Annotated in this window: 13 protein-coding genes; 9 read left to right on the forward strand and 4 right to left on the reverse strand. The window is 67.1% G+C overall.

Going from position 1 to position 18,868, the window contains the following annotated elements; genetic code table 11:
* Positions 1 to 5 precede the first annotated feature (5 nt).
* Positions 6 to 1,310, forward strand: a complete 1,305-nt coding sequence (locus CCL05_RS30635) for an RICIN domain-containing protein (RefSeq protein ID WP_086563942.1) — start codon at positions 6 to 8, stop codon at positions 1,308 to 1,310.
* Positions 1,311 to 1,469: 159 nt separating this feature from the next.
* Positions 1,470 to 3,593 (forward strand): SpoIIE family protein phosphatase, encoded by a 2,124-nt coding sequence (locus CCL05_RS30640; protein WP_086563943.1) that lies wholly within the window; start codon positions 1,470 to 1,472, stop codon positions 3,591 to 3,593.
* A 90-nt stretch (positions 3,594 to 3,683) separates the two neighbouring features.
* Here CCL05_RS30640 and CCL05_RS30645 read toward each other — a convergent pair whose 3' ends face one another.
* Positions 3,684 to 5,630 (reverse strand): alpha-L-fucosidase, encoded by a 1,947-nt coding sequence (locus CCL05_RS30645; protein ID WP_086563944.1) that lies wholly within the window; start codon positions 5,628 to 5,630, stop codon positions 3,684 to 3,686.
* Between the two features lie 1,543 nt (positions 5,631 to 7,173).
* Here CCL05_RS30645 and CCL05_RS30655 point away from each other — a divergent pair.
* Positions 7,174 to 7,569 (forward strand): nuclear transport factor 2 family protein, encoded by a 396-nt coding sequence (locus tag CCL05_RS30655; protein ID WP_086563946.1) that lies wholly within the window; start codon positions 7,174 to 7,176, stop codon positions 7,567 to 7,569.
* A 250-nt stretch (positions 7,570 to 7,819) separates the two neighbouring features.
* Here CCL05_RS30655 and CCL05_RS30660 read toward each other — a convergent pair whose 3' ends face one another.
* On the reverse strand, positions 7,820 to 8,266 hold the full coding sequence (locus tag CCL05_RS30660; protein ID WP_086563947.1) for a winged helix-turn-helix transcriptional regulator: 447 nt from the start codon (positions 8,264 to 8,266) through the stop codon (positions 7,820 to 7,822).
* 441 nt (positions 8,267 to 8,707) lie between these two features.
* On the opposite strand from CCL05_RS30660, the gene CCL05_RS30665 reads away from it, so the two are divergent.
* Positions 8,708 to 9,688 carry a TerC family protein gene (locus tag CCL05_RS30665; RefSeq protein WP_086563948.1) on the forward strand — a complete coding sequence of 327 codons (981 nt, stop codon included), beginning with the start codon at positions 8,708 to 8,710 and terminating at the stop codon, positions 9,686 to 9,688.
* 120 nt (positions 9,689 to 9,808) lie between these two features.
* Here the strand turns inward: CCL05_RS30665 and CCL05_RS30670 are convergent, their stop codons facing one another.
* Together CCL05_RS30670 and CCL05_RS30675 are read right to left on the reverse strand one after the other, a co-directional pair.
* The gene (locus CCL05_RS30670; protein WP_143589971.1) at positions 9,809 to 12,967 is read right to left on the reverse strand and encodes a DUF1349 domain-containing protein; all 3,159 of its coding nucleotides are present in this window, start codon (positions 12,965 to 12,967) and stop codon (positions 9,809 to 9,811) included.
* 210 nt (positions 12,968 to 13,177) lie between these two features.
* A complete protein-coding gene (locus CCL05_RS30675) occupies positions 13,178 to 13,945 on the reverse strand; it encodes a FadR/GntR family transcriptional regulator (protein ID WP_086563950.1) in 768 nt (255 codons plus the stop codon).
* A gap of 128 nt (positions 13,946 to 14,073) precedes the next feature.
* Here CCL05_RS30675 and CCL05_RS30680 point away from each other — a divergent pair, with 128 nt between their 5' ends.
* The 5 genes from CCL05_RS30680 to CCL05_RS30700 form a co-directional block, all read left to right on the forward strand.
* Positions 14,074 to 15,189: an enolase C-terminal domain-like protein gene (locus tag CCL05_RS30680; RefSeq protein ID WP_086563954.1), complete on the forward strand. Its 1,116-nt coding sequence runs from the start codon at positions 14,074 to 14,076 to the stop codon at positions 15,187 to 15,189.
* 95 nt (positions 15,190 to 15,284) lie between these two features.
* On the forward strand, positions 15,285 to 16,649 hold the full coding sequence (locus CCL05_RS30685) for an ABC transporter substrate-binding protein (protein WP_086563951.1): 1,365 nt from the start codon (positions 15,285 to 15,287) through the stop codon (positions 16,647 to 16,649).
* Positions 16,650 to 16,661: 12 nt separating this feature from the next.
* A complete protein-coding gene (locus tag CCL05_RS30690) occupies positions 16,662 to 17,582 on the forward strand; it encodes a carbohydrate ABC transporter permease (protein WP_086563952.1) in 921 nt (306 codons plus the stop codon).
* A gap of 77 nt (positions 17,583 to 17,659) precedes the next feature.
* Positions 17,660 to 18,544, forward strand: coding sequence for a carbohydrate ABC transporter permease (locus CCL05_RS30695; RefSeq protein ID WP_086563953.1), 885 nt, complete (start codon positions 17,660 to 17,662; stop codon positions 18,542 to 18,544).
* Positions 18,545 to 18,635: 91 nt separating this feature from the next.
* Positions 18,636 to 18,868: L-rhamnose mutarotase (locus CCL05_RS30700; RefSeq protein ID WP_143589972.1), on the forward strand; the 233-nt coding region annotated here is incomplete at its 3' end.

Here is an 18,868-nt window from a genome sequence, read left to right on the forward strand (position 1 = left end):
CCGCTGTGGTGGCGGCGACCCTCGCGATCGGCACGCTCGCGGCGGTGAAACCGGCGCCCGCCGAGGCGGCGACGGTGGACACCAATGCCTGGTACGTCCTGGTCAATCGCAACAGCGGCAAGGCGCTGGACGTCTCTGACACGTCCACCGCCGACGGCGCGCGGATCAGCCAGTGGACGCGCAACGACGGGGCCAACCAGCAGTGGCAGTTCGTGGACTCCGGCGGCGGCTTCTACCGCCTCAAGGCCCGGCATTCGGGCAAGGTCCTCGACGTGGCCGGCTCCTCGACCGCGGACGGTGCCGCGATCCAGCAGTGGGCCGACCACAACGGGGCCAACCAGCAGTTCCGCCTGGCCGACTCCGACGCGGGCCACGTCCGGCTGGTCAACCGCACCAGCGGCAAGGCGGTGGAGGTGCAGGGCGCCTCCACCGCCGACGGCGGCAGCGTCGTGCAGTACTCCGACTGGGGCGGCGCCAACCAGCAGTGGCAGATGGTCAAGCTGTCGTCCGGCGGTGGTGGCGGCGGATGCGGCAGCGCTCCGACTCTGACGAGCGGTACGCACACGATTCAGAGCGGCGGCAAGAGCCGCAGCTTCATCCTCAGGGTTCCCGCCAACTACGACAACAGCCACCGCTACCGGCTGATCTTCGCGTTCCACTGGAGGGGCGGAACCGCCGGCGAGGTCGCCTCGGGCGGCACGAGCGGGAACGCCTGGTCCTACTACGGCCAACAGGAACAGTCGAACAACAGCGCGATCCTCGTCGCCCCCCAGGGCCTCGGCAACGGCTGGGCCAATTCGGGCGGTGAGGACATCACCTTCGTCGACGACATGATCCGGCTCATCGAGGGCGGCCTCTGTGTCAACCCGGCACAGCGCTTCGCCACGGGATTCAGCTGGGGCGGCGGTATGAGCTACGCACTCGCATGCAGCCGGGCGAACGTCTTCAGGGCCGTCGCGGTCATGTCCGGCGCCCAGATCAGCGGGTGCAGCGGCGGCACGCAGCCCATCGCCTACTTCGGCATCCACGGCGTCAGCGACAACGTCCTCAACATCGGGCAAGGACGGTCCCTGCGCGACAAGTTCGTCGCCAACAACGGCTGCGCCGCCCAAAGCCCGCGCGAGCCCGCGCCGGGCAGCCGGACGCACATCACCACCACCTACTCGGGCTGCCGTGCCGGCTACCCGGTCCAATGGGCCGCGTTCGACGGAGGCCACATACCCGGCCCGGTCGACGGCTCCTCCGGCGAAAGCGGTGTCACCACCTGGACCAAGGCAGAGATCTGGAGGTTCTTCGCACAGTTCCAGTGACGTCCCGCACCACGGGTGGAGCCAGGATCGTCCTGGCTCCACCCTGTCGACGTCTTCGGACTGGTCACGGGACGCGCGAGGTGGTGCGCCGCTGATCCACATGCCGTCACCCCGATGCGGGCTTAGCGTTTTGAACATGGGCATGAGGTACTGCGTCGCATGACCGGGTTGAGTGAGCAGCCAGGTGCGGTTGATCCGCTCTGTGCGGCCTTGGCGGCGGCTGTGCGCCGCACGGCCGCCAGGTTCGGCGGTGTCTACCTGGTGGACCAGGATGAATCGGCGATGGGCGCGGTGGCGCTGTGCGGTGTGCCGGTCGACGCCTTCGCACCGTGGTGGCGGAGCGCCTTCGCCGCGACCGGTCCGATGCAGGATTCCATACGCAGCGAGCGCCTCGTCTGGGTGAGTTCCCTGGAAGAGCTGGCGCGCCTTTACCCGCGCGCCGCGGCGAACCTCCCTTATCAGCTCGCGTTCGCGAGCGCTCCGCTCACGCACGTCCGACACTGCCGGGGTGCACTGCTGCTCGCGTGGCCTCCCGGCCGTACACCTGTTCTCAGCCGCAGGGAGCGCGGACGCATCGCCTTCAGCGCCCGGCGCATCGCGCAGGTGCTGAACGCGGCCGCCGGCCCTCCGGTCATTCCGGAGCGGCCCTGCTTCGTCCCTCCCCTTGCCGGAGAGCCAACGCCGCAGTCCGTGTCGGCGGCGGCCGGCCTGGTCGAACGCCTTCCCCTCGGCACCCTCGCCCTCGACCTTGCCGGGCACATCACCTACGTGAACACCGCCGCCGCCAAGCTGCTCGGCAAACCCGCCGAGCAGCTGCTGGGCACCCAGCCGTGGCAGTCACTGCCCTGGCTCGACAACCTCACGTACATGGACGCGTATCGCACGGCTCTGAGCAGCCGCGAGAATGTCGCCCTGACCGTCCTGCGCCCGCCGGACCAGTGGCTGGACCTCCGCCTCCACGTGGACGACAGCGGCACGAGCATCCTCGTCACGCCCCGCCGCTCGTCGAGGGCTCCCGGCACGCAGCCCTCCAGCGGAGCCGCAGCCTCGCCCGAGAGCCGAATCCATCTACTGATGGTTCTGGCAGCCGCACTGACCGAAACCGTCGGCGTGCAGGACGTCGTCGACCTGGTCGCCGGCCAGGTCCTGCCCGCCTTCGGTGCCCACGGCATGATCATGTCCGCTGCCGACCCCGACCGGATCCGGATCATCGGTTACCGCGGGTACGAACCGGACGTCGTCGAGCAGTTGGACGGCCTTCCCACGGACGCCGACCTGACCCCCGCGGGCCGCGCGTTGGCAACCGGCGTGTCCTTGTTCTTCGCCAACCGGGAAGAGCTTGCCCACCTCTATCCCAAGGCGCCGCAGCTCAGTGACAAACAGGCCTGGGCGTTCCTGCCGCTGCTCAGTTCCGGACGCCCGGTAGGCGCTCTCCTGCTCGCCTACAACGACCCCCACCACTTCACCGCCGCCGAGCGTTCCATCCTCACGCCGCTCGCCGGTCTCATCGCCCAGGCCCTGGACCGCGCACGCCTCTACGACACCAAGCACGGCCTCGCCCACGCCCTTCAGCAGACCCTCCTGCCCCAGGCCCTGCCCACGGTCACCGGGCTCGATGTGGCCGCCCGTTACCACCCCGCCAGCCACGGCGTGAACCTCGGCGGCGACTTCTACGACCTCATCCGCCTCACCGACACCACCGCCGCGGCCGTCATCGGAGACGTGCAAGGCCATGACATGTCGGCAGCCGCCCTCATGGGCCTGGTACGCATGGCCGTCCACTCCCACGCCACGGCCGGAGCCACGCCCGACCAGGTCCTCACCCGCACCGACCGCGACCTCGCCGACCTCAACGCCAGCCGCTTCGTCTCCTGCCTCTACGCCCACCTCGACCTCGCGCGCCACCAGGTGACCTTCGCCAGCGCAGGGCACTCGCCGCCGCTCCTTCGACACCCCGACAACCGGACCCATGCCGTCACCGTCCGTCCCGGCCCGCCCCTCGGCATCGGTCTCGGCACCCACTCCTACCCGCTCACCACGCTGCCGCTGGACCCGGGAGCGCTCCTCGTCCTCTACACCGACGGCCTCGTGGAAACCCCCGGCACCGACATCGGCCAGGCCATCACCGACCTCGCAGAAAGCCTCGCCGAGTGGAGCGGCCTTCCCCTGCACCAACTCGTGGACAACCTCGTCCACCGCACTCGACAAGCCAGTCAGCACACCGACGACATCGCCGTACTCCTGCTCCGACGCCCGGTCAGGCACCTTCCTTCGTGCGTCTAGAAGAAGCCCAGCTCACGCCTGACGAGTTGGTCCGCGGCTGGTCCGGATCTCGGTGAGGAGTCTGTAGAGGAGGAGGGGGCGGAGGGCAGGTCAGGACGGAATGATCTGCCATTGCTGCCGCCCTTGTGACGCATACGGCTGCTGCTCGATGTTGGCTCCGTCGGCAGTGCTGCCCTCGTCGACGCTGAGGGAAAGCCCGCTGTAGCGGTTGATGAGGAAGTAGTGTCCGTCGCCGGTGGGCGTGACGGCCCAGTGCTGCTGGGGGACGCGGGCGTCTGCCCAGATGCCGACGTTGCCGCCGTCCTCGCGGGAGAGACCCGCGACCTCCAGAAGCTTGCCGCTGCCCACACCCTTGATCTTGTAATAGCCGTCGCCAGTGCTCGTGAAGGTCCACTTCTGGTTCGCCTGGTTGAGCCATGGCCATTGATCGACGTTTGTGCCGTTCGCGGTGCGCGCGCTTTCCACGTCGGCGACCTTGCCACTGTGCCGGGCGACCAGCCGGTAGACGGTGCCGTTGCCGGGGAGTGTGGTGGATACCAGCGCAGGCTTGGCGGTCCGGCCTCCGATCCTGACGCCGCTGATGTTGGCGTAACCGCCGGTGGCCGCACTGACCCGGATCCGGACGAAGCCCACGTTCCTGGCCGGCCACTCGGCCAGCTTGAGAGTGCGGTCACCGGTCCAGGTGCCCGCGGCGACCTGGGTGAAGGTGACGCCGTCGGTGCTGGTGTGGATGGTGTACGAGGTGATGTCGCCGTCGGTGGAGTTGGTGCGGTTCCACTGCTTGGGCAGGTACTCCAGGGTGGAGACGTTGCTCCACACCCCGCCCAGGTCGATGGTGATCGACTGTGGCAGCGGCAGGCTCCAGGTCGACCAGCAGGTCTCATAGCGGACGTCGCTGAGTCCGTCGATGGCGTTGAGCGGTCCCTCGCCGGTGTGGAAGGCGGTCGCATACGCGTTGACCGGTGTGAGGGGGTACTCGGCGCGCAGTGGCTGGGCGGGCAGCGGCGGCCGGGAGGTGTTCGGGCTCCAGGCGGCGCCCACTTCGGCGAGCCGGTTGACGATGTTGGTGTCGAGCAGGCCGTTGCGGTTGGGCGGGCAGTTGAGGATGAACGAGGTGTACTTCGGTTCCAGGTCGGCCAGGTGCGACAGGACCGCATCCTTTCTCATGAGGCCCTCGGTCGGGGTGGAGGGGTGCCAGAACCAGCCGTTGCTGATGGTCTGCCCCTGCATTCCGGCGTAGGTGTTGCCCGACGGCGCGTTGATCCCCAGCGGCTCCTCGAAGAAAATCGCGTCGCTGAGGAAGGGCTCCGACAGCCCTCCGATGTCGATCATGACGCACTCCGGCTGCAGCTCCTTCACCAGCGAACGGATCCTCTGGTAGGAGACGGCCTGCTGCCCCATCTGCCAGGCGTAGCCATCGGTCATGAACATGTCGATGGTGCCGTAGTTGGTGAGCAGCTCGCGCATCTGGCCGAGGATGAAGGTCATGTGGTCGGGCTTGATGGCATCGGTGATTTCGAGCCCGGTCACCTTGTGCCGGCTCTCCCATGCCTCGACGCCGAAGGTGCGGTCCCAGATTGAGTAGTAGAACCCGACCTTCAGTCCCTTCGCCCGGAATGCGTCGCAGTACGTCCGCACCACGTCGTGCTTGTAGGAACTGTTCGCGACGTTCTGGGTGCCGTAGGCGCTCGGCCACAGGGCGAAGCCGTCGTGGTGCTTGGTGGTCAGGATGCCGTAACTCATCTTCGCTGCGACCGCCGCGTCGGCCCACTGTGCGCAGTTGACGCTCGGGGGAGCGAAAAGGGCGGGGCTCTGGTGGGGTTCGGCCCACTCCTGGTTCGTGAACGTGCCCAGGCTGAAGTGGTTGAACATGCCGAACCGCATGTCGACCAGCTTGTTGAGGTTGGTCTGCGTGTCGGCGGCGGCCGCCTGCGACAGAAGGCCGGAGAAGCTGGGGACGATCGGCAGGGCTGTCGCGGCGCTCGCCACACCCGCGGTGCCGAGAAACGTACGGCGAGTCATTCTTCCTGTAGACATGGCCCACTCCTGTGGATCGATGGCGTTGATTGCGGTGACGACGTCCCAGAGGGCAGTCGACGGCCTGAGTGCCGGGGCATGCACGGATGTCGAAGCGGCTGCGAAACGGTGCTCCGCTGAAACCTGCCGGCCAGGCGGATGCGAAGCGGAGGGTGACCGCCCAAGGTTGGCGACCGGGCTGTCGTGGGGTGGCTCAATCGGCTCGGCGTTGAGCGGTAAACGTGCAGGTCGGGGCTGCCCGTTGCCGTCCGTCGCACCGACCTCGCCTTCAACAGGGGCGCCTCGTGGGACGAGGTACCGCTCGGGGGTGGGCCGAAAGCTGCATGGCCAGGTGCGGTCGCCCTCGATGGTGTCGGCGAAACCGGCATGCGTCGGTCACGGTGAGGGAGCGGCCTGTGCGCGCAACCCGGTGATGAAAGTAGTGAAAGGACACTCAGGAAGGCGACCGGCACAAGCATTGCGGCGGCGCGCTGGGCGTCAGGGGCTCCTGAACGGAGAGGGCACAGACGGAGGGCGAAGCCCGTCCTCGGCGGACGCCATGCCGACGAGCGGCCCGTCTGTTGCTGATCGGCTCTGACAACGTGATCTCCTGACTTTCCCGGGACAACACACCGTGCCGCGGCTCGACAACCGGGCTGAACGGAGTGACTGGTCATTCTCAAACGGCGAGCAGACAAGAGGCCACTTATGGTGTGGCTCGCCGGAGAGACATCGGATCTATTAAGGAGCTTCAGCGTGGAGTCTGTCTATAGGATCGACAGAAACTTCACGATCGCGACTGGTGAGATGCTCAAGACTCACGGTCGAGCCGTCGGCACGCAGGATGCGACGGGGCTGATAGATCGGGTGAATGGGATGACTGGGGCCTCGTAGACGCCCCTCTGGGTGGTTGAGCGCTAGCGACAACCAGACGCCGCCAGACGCCACACGACGGGGCCCGAACGAGCAGCGGCCTGCCCGGGCAGGGTGGTGGCGCGGCCGCGCCGGGGTCCTGCGCCTGGGGGGTGAACTGGAGGTGCCCCGAGCCCCGGTCGGAGTGCCGCAAGTCCCTTTCGGTCAGCGCTTGTTGCCGTCCACACAGTCTGAGTCATCGCTCCGGATCCCTCACGAGGTGAGTTCCCGTGGACACCGATATGGAGTGACGTGCATCACATCACCCCATTGGTTACGTTGAGGTGACTGGATCTCGATGGCGAATATGGAGGTGCAGCAGGAGAACTCGCCGAAGGATTGGGGCGGTCACCGAAGACACGTTCGTTTCTCAAGCCGACCATGGAGTCCACGGAGAAAGGCTCGCTGTCGCGGCCCATACCTGGTTCAACGGTGTCGACTTGCTGCGGATCGAGAGCGCGCGTATCGCAGGGCCTGGCTCTTCTCGGCGGGCCGGCAGGTCGAGGGCGAATGCTGGGGCAGTGCCTGTGGAGCAGGTCTGCCGAAACCTGACCGCGCGGCATTGATCCACCCCGAGTCGCGCACGCGCCTCGCATCCAAGCCGTACCGGAAGTCGTACTGCCTCCATGTCGGAGGCGTAAGGAGTGTTGTCGTGACCAGCAAGAACGTCGATATCGCGGGTGAGTACTTCCAGGCCGTGCAGCAGGGCGACCTGGCCAGGGTGGGGGAACTGCTGGACGAGCAGGTCGTCTGGCATCAGCCGGGCGCGAATCGGTTTTCAGGTGAGCGCAAGGGGCGCGACGCCGTCTTCGCGATGCTCGGCGGGATGATGGAGGTCAGTCAGGGTTCTTTCGCCATCGACAAGATCGACGCTCTCATGGGCAACGGTGACATGGTGGCCGCCTCGATCCACTTCGCCGGGCGGCGCGAGGACGTGTCCATGAGCATGGACGGCGTGGATGTCCTGCGCCTGAAGGATGGCAAGATCGTCGAGATGTGGCTGTTCTCCGGCGATCAGGTGGCCGAGGACGCCTTCTGGGGGCAGTAGGCCGCCCGTGACCTTCCGGACGGGAGTCGTCCTGCAACCCGGGCATGCGGACCGCGGCGGCCCTCACGGCAGTCGGCGAATTTCCGCCGACGATCAGGATCCGCCCTGTTCGATCAGGTCGACGATCTGCAGGATGAACACGCTGGGCACGCTGTCCCTCTGGATCTTGGCGCACAGTCTGCGCCTGAACAGGACCACCGCGGTGATCGCCGTGCAGTCGGCGACGAACGAAGGTCAAGACGCAGCGAGTTCAGGACGCCGCACCGTCAGGCCCACCGTCACGACGCATCGCCACATCATCCCCTTCGGCAACTAGTGACGGTCGCTGGCGGGCGTCGTAGCTCTCGCGTGCCGCGAGTACCTCGGCGAAGTGTTCCTCGGCCCAGCGGCCCAGCGCGTGAAGCGGGGCATACAGGGTGCGCCCCAGTGCGGTCAACTCGTACTCGACCCGGGGCGGGATCTCGCCGTACACGTGCCGGGTGACGAGTCCGTCGCGCTCCAAGTCCCGGAGCGTCTCGGTGAGGACCTTGGCGCTGATGCCGTCGACTCTGTTGCGCAGGTCGCGGAAGCGCATGGGGCCCGCGCTGAGCGCGATGACCACCATGGCCGTCCACTTGTTGGCAATGCGGGCGAGCGAGGTGCGGGACGGGCAGGTCGCCGTCATGACATCGAAGGCCGGAAACTCTGGGAGCGTCATACGCCCTCGTTGGTTGTGTTGAGTCGGCTATTACCGGCGGTAAGCATAAGGCCGGGTAGGCAGCATCTTTACCGAGAACGTCGTCCGGCGCCAGCCCGGTGCCCCCAATCTGCTGAAACTTCAAGGAGTCTTTGTGAGTGCTGTCCTCAGTAAGCCCCGCAGCTTCGCCGTGTGGGCTGCCGTCGTGTGTGGCGTCTTCGGAGCCGCGCTCTTCCCGGCGGAGGAGGCCCAGGCGATCAACGTTCGCCCCTCGGTTTCCTGCCCATCCGGTACGACTTGGAACGGTTCTGCCTGCATCGGCTGACCTCGATGCCCTCGGTTCTGACCTTGGGGTGCTGCTTCTTGTACGGCATTCAGTCCGTGTACGGGCTGAATGCCGTGTATGCCATGTGACACGGCGGGCACGAAGTGTCATCGCCATCCCCGTACCAGGAGCACCAAGTGAATGTCTCGCTGTCCGTGTGGCTGCTGACCGTGGCCGCCCTGTGCGTGCTGGTCGCCGTCGACTTCTTCGTTGGCCGCAAGCCGCACGACGTGTCCGTGAAGGAAGCCGGGACGTGGACGGTGGTGTGGATCGTCCTGGCCGTGCTGTTCGGGCTGGGGTTGTGGTACTTCGGCGGGAGCGGGCCCACCGGCGAGTTCTTCGCCGGTTACATCACGGAGAAGTCGCTGAGCGTCGACAACCTCTTCGTGTTCGTCCTGATCATGGGGAAGTTCGCGGTGCCCTCGCAGTACCAGCAGCGGGTGCTGATGGTCGGCGTCCTGATGGCCCTGGTGCTGCGGGCCGGCTTCATCGCGGCCGGCGCGGCGATCATCTCCGCGTTCTCCTGGGTGTTCTACCTTTTCGGCGCGTTCCTGATCTGGACCGCCTGGAAGCTGGTCCAGGACGCCCGCAAGCAGGACCACGAGGAGGAGTACCAGGAGAACAAGCTGCTGAAGATGGCGGAAGAGCGCTTCGGCGTGGCCGACCGCTATCACGGCACGAAGCTGTTCATCACCGAGAACGGCAAGCGGATCATGACGCCGATGCTGGTCGTGATGCTCGCCATCGGCTCCACCGACGTGCTGTTCGCCCTCGACTCCATCCCCGCCATCTACGGCCTGACGCAGGACCCGTACATCGTGTTCACCGCGAACGCCTTCGCCCTGATGGGCCTGCGCCAGCTGTACTTCCTCATCGGCGGCCTGCTGAAGAAGCTGGTCCACCTGAGCTACGGGCTGTCGATCATCCTGGGCTTCATCGGCGTGAAGCTGGTGCTGCACGCGCTGCACGAGTCGGGCGTCCACGTGCCCGAGATCGGCATCCCGTTCTCGCTGGGCTTCATCGTGCTGGTCCTGGCGGTCACGACGTTCACGAGCCTGCGCGCGTCGAAGAAGCAGGAGGCCGAGGAGGCAGCAGGGCACGCAGCCGGTTCCCGGTAGAGCTGCGGGGCACCTGCTGTCGAGCGACTGTCAGGCGGAGCCGGGCCGCGCATAACGCCGCCACCTCCTCGCGCAGATCCCCCGCGGAGCTCGTATCGGAGATCGTGACCCGAACCGCTGTCAGCTGACGGAGAACTTGCCGAAGGTCGCGGTGCCGATACTTCCGGCGTGGGCCGTGGAGAACATGCCCGCGTCCAGGGTGCTGTTCGCCCCGGTCAGTGTCGTGGTGCCGACAGTGGTCCAGGTGGTGCCGTCGGCGGAGTAGGAGCCGGTGACCGACGTGCCGCTCCTGACCAGGCGGAGCCAGACCGGGGCGACGGTGGCGCTTGCGGTCTTGATGGTGTTGGTGTCGAGGTAGCCGTCACCGTTGGAGTCCGACGACAGGGCGATTCCGTTGCCGGGGGTGGTGGCGAGGATGAGGTACCCGGTGGACGATCCGGCGGAGGCGATGTCGTTTCGCAGCATCAGGCCGGCTTTGGCCCAGCTGTTGGTCTTGTCCTGACTGGCGACGCGGACGGTGACGGTCGAGGACGTTCCGGCGGCCTCCGTCCGGTAGGCGGCGGAGTACTCGTCGTCGTATGCCGTGCCGGAGCGCCATATGTCGATGCCCGCGCCGGTCAGGGAGGTCACTCCGCCGCTTTGGCTGACGGCGGCCGGAATCGAACTGTATGCCTCGTAGGGAGAGGTGACGATGCGCAGGTTGCTGAATGTCGCGCTGCCGGCGGTGGTGCTGTGGGCTGTGTGTATGACGCCGGCATCTTGGGTGGTCGCCATGGACGGCAGGGTCACCGTCGAGCCGACCTGAGTGAAGGTGGATCCGTCGGTGGAGTAGTAGGCGGACACCTGGGTGGCAGTGCGGGTGAGCCGCAACCAGACCGGTGCCTTGACGGTGGCAGCGGTGTTCGTGAGCTGGTCGAGGTAGCCGTCGGCGTTGCGGTCCCGCTGGAAGCTGACGCCGTTGTTCGGGGTCACCACCACAGCCGCGTATCCGGCGGAGGAGCCGTCGTCCGTGAGGTCGTTGCGCAGGACGACGCCGGCCTTGGCCCAGCCGTTGGTGTTGTCCAGGTTGTCGACCCGGGCGGTCACCGACGTGCCGGCGACGGCTGCCCCGTTTCGGAAGACGCTGCCGTACTCGTCGTCGTGCTGTCCGCCGGCACCCCAGATGTCCTTGCCCGCATCGGTGATCGTGAAGTGGCCGCCGCTCTGGCCGGTGTGGGCGGGAGTGGAGGAGTAGGCACTGTAGGGGGAGCTGACGGGGTCGGTGGTCAGCGGACGGTACAGGGGCTGGATACCGGCGTTGTTCATGACCGTCTTGGCCGCTGACGGCCAGTTGCCGTCGCTGACGACGACGGTGCCGCTGACCACGTCACCGCGGCCGTTGGTGTTGGTGATGTTCGCGTGACTGTTGTTCGTCCAGTTGTCGATCAGGGTCAGGCCGCCGGTGTTGTTGGTCGCGTTGCTGTTCTCATGGCCCCATTCGCCGGTGTTCCGGAAGACGTTGTCGGTGTCCGTGAAGTCCCGGGAGCCCTCGTCGTGGTAGAAGCCGAACCAACCGTTGTTGCTGTGGCAGTAGTTGCGTTCGAAGGTGCTGCCCGGTGACGCCGACAGGGTGTACATGCAGCCGCCGTCGGTCATCTGCTGCATGAGGTCGTGGATGTAGTTGTCGGTGACGTGGTTGTTCGCGGCGGTGGTCGCGGTCGTGTAGATGGGCTGGTAGTTGTACAGGCCCCGGTTGACGTAGTCCTGGCTGCCGCCGATGTCGTTGGCGCCCCAGCCGTAGCCGATGGTGAGGCCGGAGTAGGGCAGGTTGTACACCTCGTTGTGCGAGATGGTCGCGCCGTTCACGTAGGTGACGAGGATGGCCGACATGTCTCGGTATTCCAGCGCCACGTCATGGATGAGGTTGTTGCTCAGCGTGATGTCCCGGTTGGTCATCCGCCTGTCACTGGGGTGGTGCGCGTCCGCTCGAACACCGCCGACGGCGATGCCGCCGCCCGCGTTCTGGGTGAAGACGTTGCCGGTCACTGTGATGCTGCGGGCGCCGAGTCCGACGCCGGTGGTGTGGGCGTTGGCGTCGTTGCCGATGCCGAGGCTGTTCTGTCCGAGCTGGGTGAACCGGTTACCGGTGAACGCGATGTGGTCGGCGGCCGAGACCTGGACGGCGGAGGGCATCTGCTTCCAGTGAGGGCGTGCCGCCTCGAAGAGCCGGCAGCCGCTCTGGCACGAGGTCAGCGCGTCCGACGGGCGGTCCCAGGTACCGGCCAGGTACGCGCCGGTCTGCTGGCTGGCGTAGCCGTGGTCGGTGGGGTCCAGCCAACTGGTGCCCGAGAACTGCAGCCCTGAGAAGGCGATGTGGGTGGCGGGGGAGGAGTACGTCCCTCCGACGCTGATGAGCGACTCCAGCCTCGGCACCTCGACGTCGGCCTCACTCATGTCCTGCCCGGTGAGCGGCTTGTAGTAGAGGGTGCCGGCAGCCGTGTCGAGGTACCACTCGCCGGCCGTGTCGAGGAACTCGTAGGCGTTCTCGATGTAGAGGGGGCCGGCCCGGAAGGGGCTCGTCAGGGTGTCGTAGCCGAACGTGTTGTTGTCCCACGAGGGCTGGGCCATGGTGATGGTGCCGTCGCTGATGCCGGTCACCGGAGCGTAGCGGTCGGTGAAGGATCCGATGCCGTGGATCTCGGTCCGGCCGGGCTGCGCGAGGCTGTTGAGGTAGCCCAGTGAACTGTTGGTGAACGTGTAGCCGCTGGTGGTCGCGGTCAGGTCCGAGCGGCGCACCTCGGTGCGGGCCCTGGTGGCCATGACGCCGTCCACGGACAGATGGCGCGTGTCGAAGCCGGTACCGACGTTGCTCTTCCAGATGTTCTTGGCCGAGTCCTGCACGGTCCAGCCGGTGGCCTTCTGCGCTCCGGTGATGACGGGATGGGCGCCCAGCGCGGCCTTCCAGTTCACCGTGTGGCCGCCTGTGCCGGAGTCCGCCGAGGTGAAGGCGAGCGGCGCGGAGAGCCGGTAGGTGCCGTCGGCGAGCTCGACGGTGATATCGCGTGTCATGGAGTTGTTGATCGCCCGCACCTTGGTCTTGGCCTGGGTGACGGAGCACGGCCGGCTCAACGAGCAGGCTGTGCCGGAGCCGTTGGGTGCGGCGTAGAGCGTCGTTCCGGCCGCGAAGGCGGGGCCGGCCTGGGTGAGGACTGCCGCGGTGGAGGCAGTGAGGACGGCGGCCGTGGCCAGCCATGACCTGAGACGGCCAGGAACCGTGGGACGTATGCGGGTTGTTCGCATGTGACACCTTCCGGGAGGTTCAGGGGGCCCGTGGTGTGCGTGGGCGGGCAGGGGAGAGCCCAGCGGCAAGAGGGGGAAGGGGTAAGAGCGATGTAACATTAGACGTCATACGAATTTCGTCAATAGGTCGCGCGCTGCCGGCTCGGCAGGACCCGGACATGCGAACGCCCCCGGCCTGTTCGGCTCGGGGGCGAGTCGGGGGGAGTGCTCTCAGGAGGCGGGCGAGCCGACGTTCGGCACGCGGCGGCGGCTCCAAGCGGTCGTGATGTGTGCCGCCATGGCTTGCGCGGCCCCCTCGGAGTCCCGGGCCAGCAGCCGCTCGGCGACTGCGCGGTGCTCCGTGTTGGCCCGCTCGCACGCGGTCGCGTCCGGAGTGCCGTTGTACAGGTACGTCGTGCGCGCCTGGGCGTGGAGGATCCGGATGATGGAGCGCCCGAGCCTGTTGTGGGATGCCTGCATGATCCGGTCGTGGAAGGCCACATCGGTCTCGATGAAGCGTGCCGGGACGGCGGTCTCCTCGTCGAGCCGGACGAGCAGCCGCTCGATGTCTCTCAGGTCGTCGTCGGTGGCCAGCTCCGCGGCCTGGGCCGTCATCTGGGCTTCCAGCGTCGACCGGATGTCGACCAACTGGTCGAGGACGACGAGCTGGTCGTCATGCTGGACAGTGGCGGCGAGCACGACCGGGTCGAGGAGGTTCCATTCCTCAGGCGGGGTGACGGTGGTGCCGTAGCCCTGCCGGGCGAGGACCAGCCCCTTGGCCTCCAGGGACTTGACCGCCTCGCGGACGGTGATGCGGCTGACGCCGAACGTCTCGCAGAGCTCGGGTTCGACCGGCAGGGTCGACCCCGGAGGAATGGCACCCGACACGATCGAGTCGGTGAGGCTCTCCGTGACGGCTTGCGCCAGTCGGGCCGGACGCTTGGGCCAGGGCTTGAGAACGGGAGGCTCTCCTGCCCTACCGGTGCTGTCCTTGGCCATGCGGGTCCCCTTTGCTGATGCGGATGGCGGCGAGTCTACTGCGCGGGACTTCTTGACAGCATTCGTATGACGACTTACGTTACACGAAAATTTCGCAGCAGTACTTCCCGCTCCAAGGGGTGCAAGCCGTGCGCATTGCCGAAGTCGAGTGCCATCCGGTGCGGGTGCCGGGAGTCAGTCCGCCCTTCGTCTGGCGGGACGGACTCCTGGGCAGCCCGTCCGAGGGTGAAGCCGCGGTGCTGCGCATCTGCACGGACGAAGGGGTCGAGGGGGTGGCGATGTCCCCTCGGCGGGGCAGTGGTGTCATCCTGGCGGACCTGCTGGACCGCGTACTGCGCAAGGAGTTGGTGGGGCAGGACCCCCTGCAGCGGGAATGGCTCTGGCACCGCATGTGGGAGCTGGACCGCACGGAGGAGCTACCGCTCTACCTGCTGGGCCTGGTCGACATCGCGCTGTGGGACCTGGCCGGACGACTCGCCGACCGGCCCACCTGGCAGATGCTCGGCGGTTACCGCACCTCGATACCCGCGTATGCCTCCACTGTCACCTACTCCTCGGTCGAGGAGTACCTGGACATCGCCGACCAGGCCCTGGAGCTCGGCTACCCCGCCATCAAGCTCCACGCCTGGGGCGATGCCCGCCGTGACGCCCGCCTGTCGGTGGCGTTGCGCGAGCATGTGGGGGACGACGTCCCGCTGATGTTCGACGGGTCGGCGGGCTTCGACCTCCCCGACGCGATCCATCTCGGACACGCTCTCTCGGACGCCGGCTACCTCTGGTACGAGGAGCCGATGAGGGAGTTCAGTGTCACCGCGTACAAGCGCCTCGCGGACGCGGTGGCCGTTCCCCTCCTCGTGGCCGAGACCTCCGACGGGGCGCACATGAACTCGGCCGATTTCATCCAGGCCGGCGCCGCCACCTTCGGGGTCCGCGCCTCCACCCAACTGCGCGGCGGCTTCACCGGCGCGATGCGCACCGCCCACCTCGCCGATGCCTACCGGCTGCGCGCCGAGGTGCACGGGCCGGAGATCCCCAACCGGCACCTGTGCATGGCCATCTCGAACACCACCTACTACGAGTCGCTGGTCATGGGCAATCCCATCAGCCGTGAGAGTGGCATCGACGCCCACGGCCTCGTTCATGCCCCCACCGGTCCGGGCGTCGCCCTTCCGGCGGGCCTGGATTACCCTCCCGCGCTTCAGGCATTTGTCGACAAGGAGACCGTCACCCCGCCTCGGGCCTGATGACGGGAGCCCCAGGCCGCCCGACGGCCTGTCTCGAACACCCCGAGCGCGGCACCTCACCGCTGTGCGTCATTTCCCAAGATCTGAGGTCAGTCATGAACGACGACGTTCCGGTTTCCTCCCGCCGCCAGCTCAGGCGCACGGCCGTCGCTGTCCTGGGCGCCGTCTCCCTGCTCGTGCTCGCTGCCTGCGGCAGCGCGGACCCCGCACCGACGACGGCTTCCTCCCCCGACGCCTTCAAACCTGTCACTCAGAAGGAAGGCAGCGAGATCACGGTCTGGGCGGACGCCACCCGCGTTCCTGGCGTGCAGGCATACCAGAAGGCGCACCCGAACGTGAAGATCAAGATCGTCACGTACAGCGGGGATGCCAACGGCGCCAACGACCTGCAGACCAAGGTCCAGCTGTTCGACCGGGCCGGCAGCGGGTGGCCCGACGTCGCCTTCAGCGCCAATGTCAACGACGCCAGCTGGGCATCTCAGGGCAAGAGCCCGTATGCCGCGCCCGTCAACCAGGGCGTGGTCTCCCAGTCCACGTTGAAAGGCTTCGCGGACGGCGCGCTGAATCCCTGCGCCTTCAACGGCAACACCTACTGCCTCCGGAACGACCTGGCCCAGAACGTGCTCTGGTACAACAAGTCCCTCATGGAGAAGTTCGGGTACTCCGTCCCGACCACCTGGGAGGAGTACCAGGCACTCGGTGAGAAGGTCACCAAGGAGCACCCCGGCTACCTGGTCGGCACCGCCGGGGACGCCTGGAGCCCCGAGGTGTACTTCTGGGCGAGCCAGTGCCCTGCCAGCACGGCGACCGGTGCCAAGAAGGTGAAGGTGGACCTGCAGGACGCCAAGTGCACCCGGATGGCCAAGCTGCTCGACACCCTGATCGCCAAGGGCTCGGTCTCCAAGGACACCGTCTTCAGCGCCGGCTTCATCAAGAACCAGGCGAGCAAGGTCCTTATGCTCCCGGGCCCTTCCTGGTTCGGCCAGGTGCTCTTCAACTCCACCTTCAAGACCCCCAAGGGGCAGATCGCCGCCGCATCCCCGCTGAAGTTCGAGGGCGACGCCAAGAACTACACCGGCAACGTCGGCGGCGGCCTGTGGTTCGTCTCCTCCCACAGCAAGAACCTCAAGGCGTCCTCCGACCTGGTCACCTGGATGACGACCTCCGACGCCTACCAGGGCACCGCGGGCACCTACCCCGCGTACAAGAAGGCCGCGGTCACCTGGCTCGCCAACCAGAAGAAGACCGGCTACTTCGCCGAGGACGTCGGCCCCGTCTTCAAGGAATCCGCGGAACTGATCTGGCCCGGCTGGTCCGCCACCCAGTACAGCCAGGAAGCCATCTACTCCTCCACGGTGGTCCCCGCCCTGAACTCCGGCAAGACCCTCACCGACACCCTGGACACCTGGCAGACGGCCATCACCAACAAGGCCAAGTCCCTCGGATACACCGTCAACTAGCGAAGCGGACCCATGACCACCCACCTGGCGACGGAGCGCAGCGGCCGCCGACGCGGCCGCTCCGCCCGCAACCCCGCCGGACGCGCCGGCTACGTCTTCGTCTCCGGCTACGTCCTCCTTCTACTCGCCTTCGGCGTCCTGCCCACCGGTTACGCGGTGTGGCTGTCGCTGTCCAACTCCCGCAACCAGCTCGTCGGACTCGGCAACTTCACCCGGACGTTCACCGACTACCGCTTCGGACCGGCCTTCCTCCACATCGCCCTGTACCTGGTGGTGTGGCTGGCCAGCCTGATGATCCTGGTGGTGCTGCTCTCCCTGATGCTGCACGGCCGCATGCGCAGGGCCTCCACCAGCCTGCGGTTCCTGTTCTACCTGCCGGGTGCCCTCGCCGGGGTGGCGAGCGTACTGCTCTTCCTGATCCTCCTCGACCCGGCCGCCAGCCCCGTGGGCTGGCTGCTGAAGAGCTTCGGCTGGAACACGCTCGCCCAGGTCAACGCCCCCGGACACCTGCCCGTGCTTTTCACCGTCATCGCCTTCTGGACCGGGGCCGGCGGCTGGATCGTGGTCATGTACGGCGCGCTCAACAGCATCCCGGACGAGATCCTGGAGGCCGCTCGCATCGACGGCGCCAGTACGCTCCAGATCGCCCTGCGCATCCAGATCCCGATGATCACCAAGTGGATCGCGTACATGCTGATCCTGGCCTTCGCGGCCGGCACCCAGCTCTTCGTCGAGCCGCAACTGGTCTCCCTCGCCAGCTGGGGCATGATCCCCGACAGCTGGTCACCGAACCAGCTCTCCTACCAGTACGCCTTCCAGGCAGGCGACTTCAACGGCGCGGCGGCGCTCTCCGTCGACCTCCTCGTCCTGGGCCTCGCCTGCGCGGCGCTCGTCGTCTTCCGTACCGGCCTGTTCGAGAGGGACGAAAGATGACCACGGCTCCCACGACCACAGCCCGCCGAACCCCGCAGCCCCGTACCCCCGGCGCCCGCACCAGCCCGAGGAAGCCCATGCGCCGGAAGCACCACCCGAGGTCACTGGCAGCCCGGCTGGCCTGGGTCATCGTCATGGGCCTGTCCGCGCTGTTCTTCTGTGTGCCGGTGGTGTGGCTCCTGCTGGCCCCGACCAAGACCGACAGTCAGATCGTGCGGGACAACCCGTTCTCCTTCGGCTCTCTGGGCGCGGTCGCCGACTCCTGGCACCACCTCCACGCGTTCCAGGACGGCGCCATCCTCACCTGGCTGCTGAACTCGGCGCTCTACACGTTCGGCGCGCTGGCCGTGACCCTGGTGACGTCGATCCCCGCCGGGTACGCGCTGGCTCTCACCCAGTTCATCGGGCGGCGGGTGCTGCTGACCGTCACCATGCTCGTGATGCTCATGCCGACGGCCGCGATGGTGCTGCCCCTGTACCTGGGGATGAACGCCGTGCACCTGGACGGCACGATCTGGTCGGTGATCCTGCCCTTCTCCTTCTTCCCGTTCGGGGTCTACCTCACCTACATCTACTTCTCCTCCAACGTCCCCTCCGACCTACTGGCCGCAGCGCGCATCGACGGCTGCTCGGAGTGGCAGGTCTTCCGTCGCATCGCGATGCCGCTGGCCAAACCCGTGATCGCCCTGGTCGGCTTCTTCAACTTCGTCGGCAACTGGAACAACTTCTTCCTGCCGTTCGTGATGCTGCCCGACAGCTCCCAGTATCCGGCGCAGGTGGGGCTGAACAACCTGCTCGCCGCCTCGCCGCTGTTCAACACCGCCAGCGGCGCGGGCAACCAGATCATGCGGCCCGAACTGGCCCTGGCCACCCTGGCGACCGTCGTCCCTGTTCTGATCGTGTTCCTCTTCTCCCAACGCGCTCTCGTGTCCGGCATGCTCGCCGGCGCGACAAAGGAGTGAGCCGGTTGCCGCACCCCTTGGCGCCCTTCGTCAAGGCACACCCGATCCGGGCTGGTCGGCAACGCGGCCCACCCTCACCGGAAGGACCCCCATGAAACGGGTTGCCCAGACGATCCGCCTGCGGCCCGAGCACCGTGACCTGTATCTGCGCCTGCACTCCGAGGTCTGGCCGGACGTCGAGGCCGCTCTGAGGGCCGCCAACATCAGCAACTACAGCATCTTCCTGCGCGAGGACACGCTGTTCGGCTACTTCGAGTACCACGGCGACGACTTCGAGGGCGACATGGCCGCGATCGGCGCCGACGCGGCCATGTCGCCCTCGAA

This window comes from Streptomyces africanus (assembly GCF_002150735.1).
GTDB classification, from domain to species: Bacteria; Actinomycetota; Actinomycetes; order Streptomycetales; family Streptomycetaceae; genus Streptomyces; species Streptomyces africanus.

Coding starts and splice junctions, on each gene's coding strand:
- CCL05_RS30645 (WP_086563944.1), bottom strand. CDS start 5,630: ATGTCTACAGGAAGAATGACTCGCCGTACGTTTCTCGGCACCGCGGGT.
- CCL05_RS30670 (WP_143589971.1), bottom strand. CDS start 12,967: ATGCGAACAACCCGCATACGTCCCACGGTTCCTGGCCGTCTCAGGTCA.
- CCL05_RS30675 (WP_086563950.1), bottom strand. CDS start 13,945: ATGGCCAAGGACAGCACCGGTAGGGCAGGAGAGCCTCCCGTTCTCAAG.
- CCL05_RS30695 (WP_086563953.1), top strand. CDS start 17,660: ATGCGCCGGAAGCACCACCCGAGGTCACTGGCAGCCCGGCTGGCCTGG.
- CCL05_RS30660 (WP_086563947.1), bottom strand. CDS start 8,266: ATGACGCTCCCAGAGTTTCCGGCCTTCGATGTCATGACGGCGACCTGC.
- CCL05_RS30640 (WP_086563943.1), top strand. CDS start 1,470: ATGACCGGGTTGAGTGAGCAGCCAGGTGCGGTTGATCCGCTCTGTGCG.
- CCL05_RS30690 (WP_086563952.1), top strand. CDS start 16,662: ATGACCACCCACCTGGCGACGGAGCGCAGCGGCCGCCGACGCGGCCGC.
- CCL05_RS30685 (WP_086563951.1), top strand. CDS start 15,285: ATGAACGACGACGTTCCGGTTTCCTCCCGCCGCCAGCTCAGGCGCACG.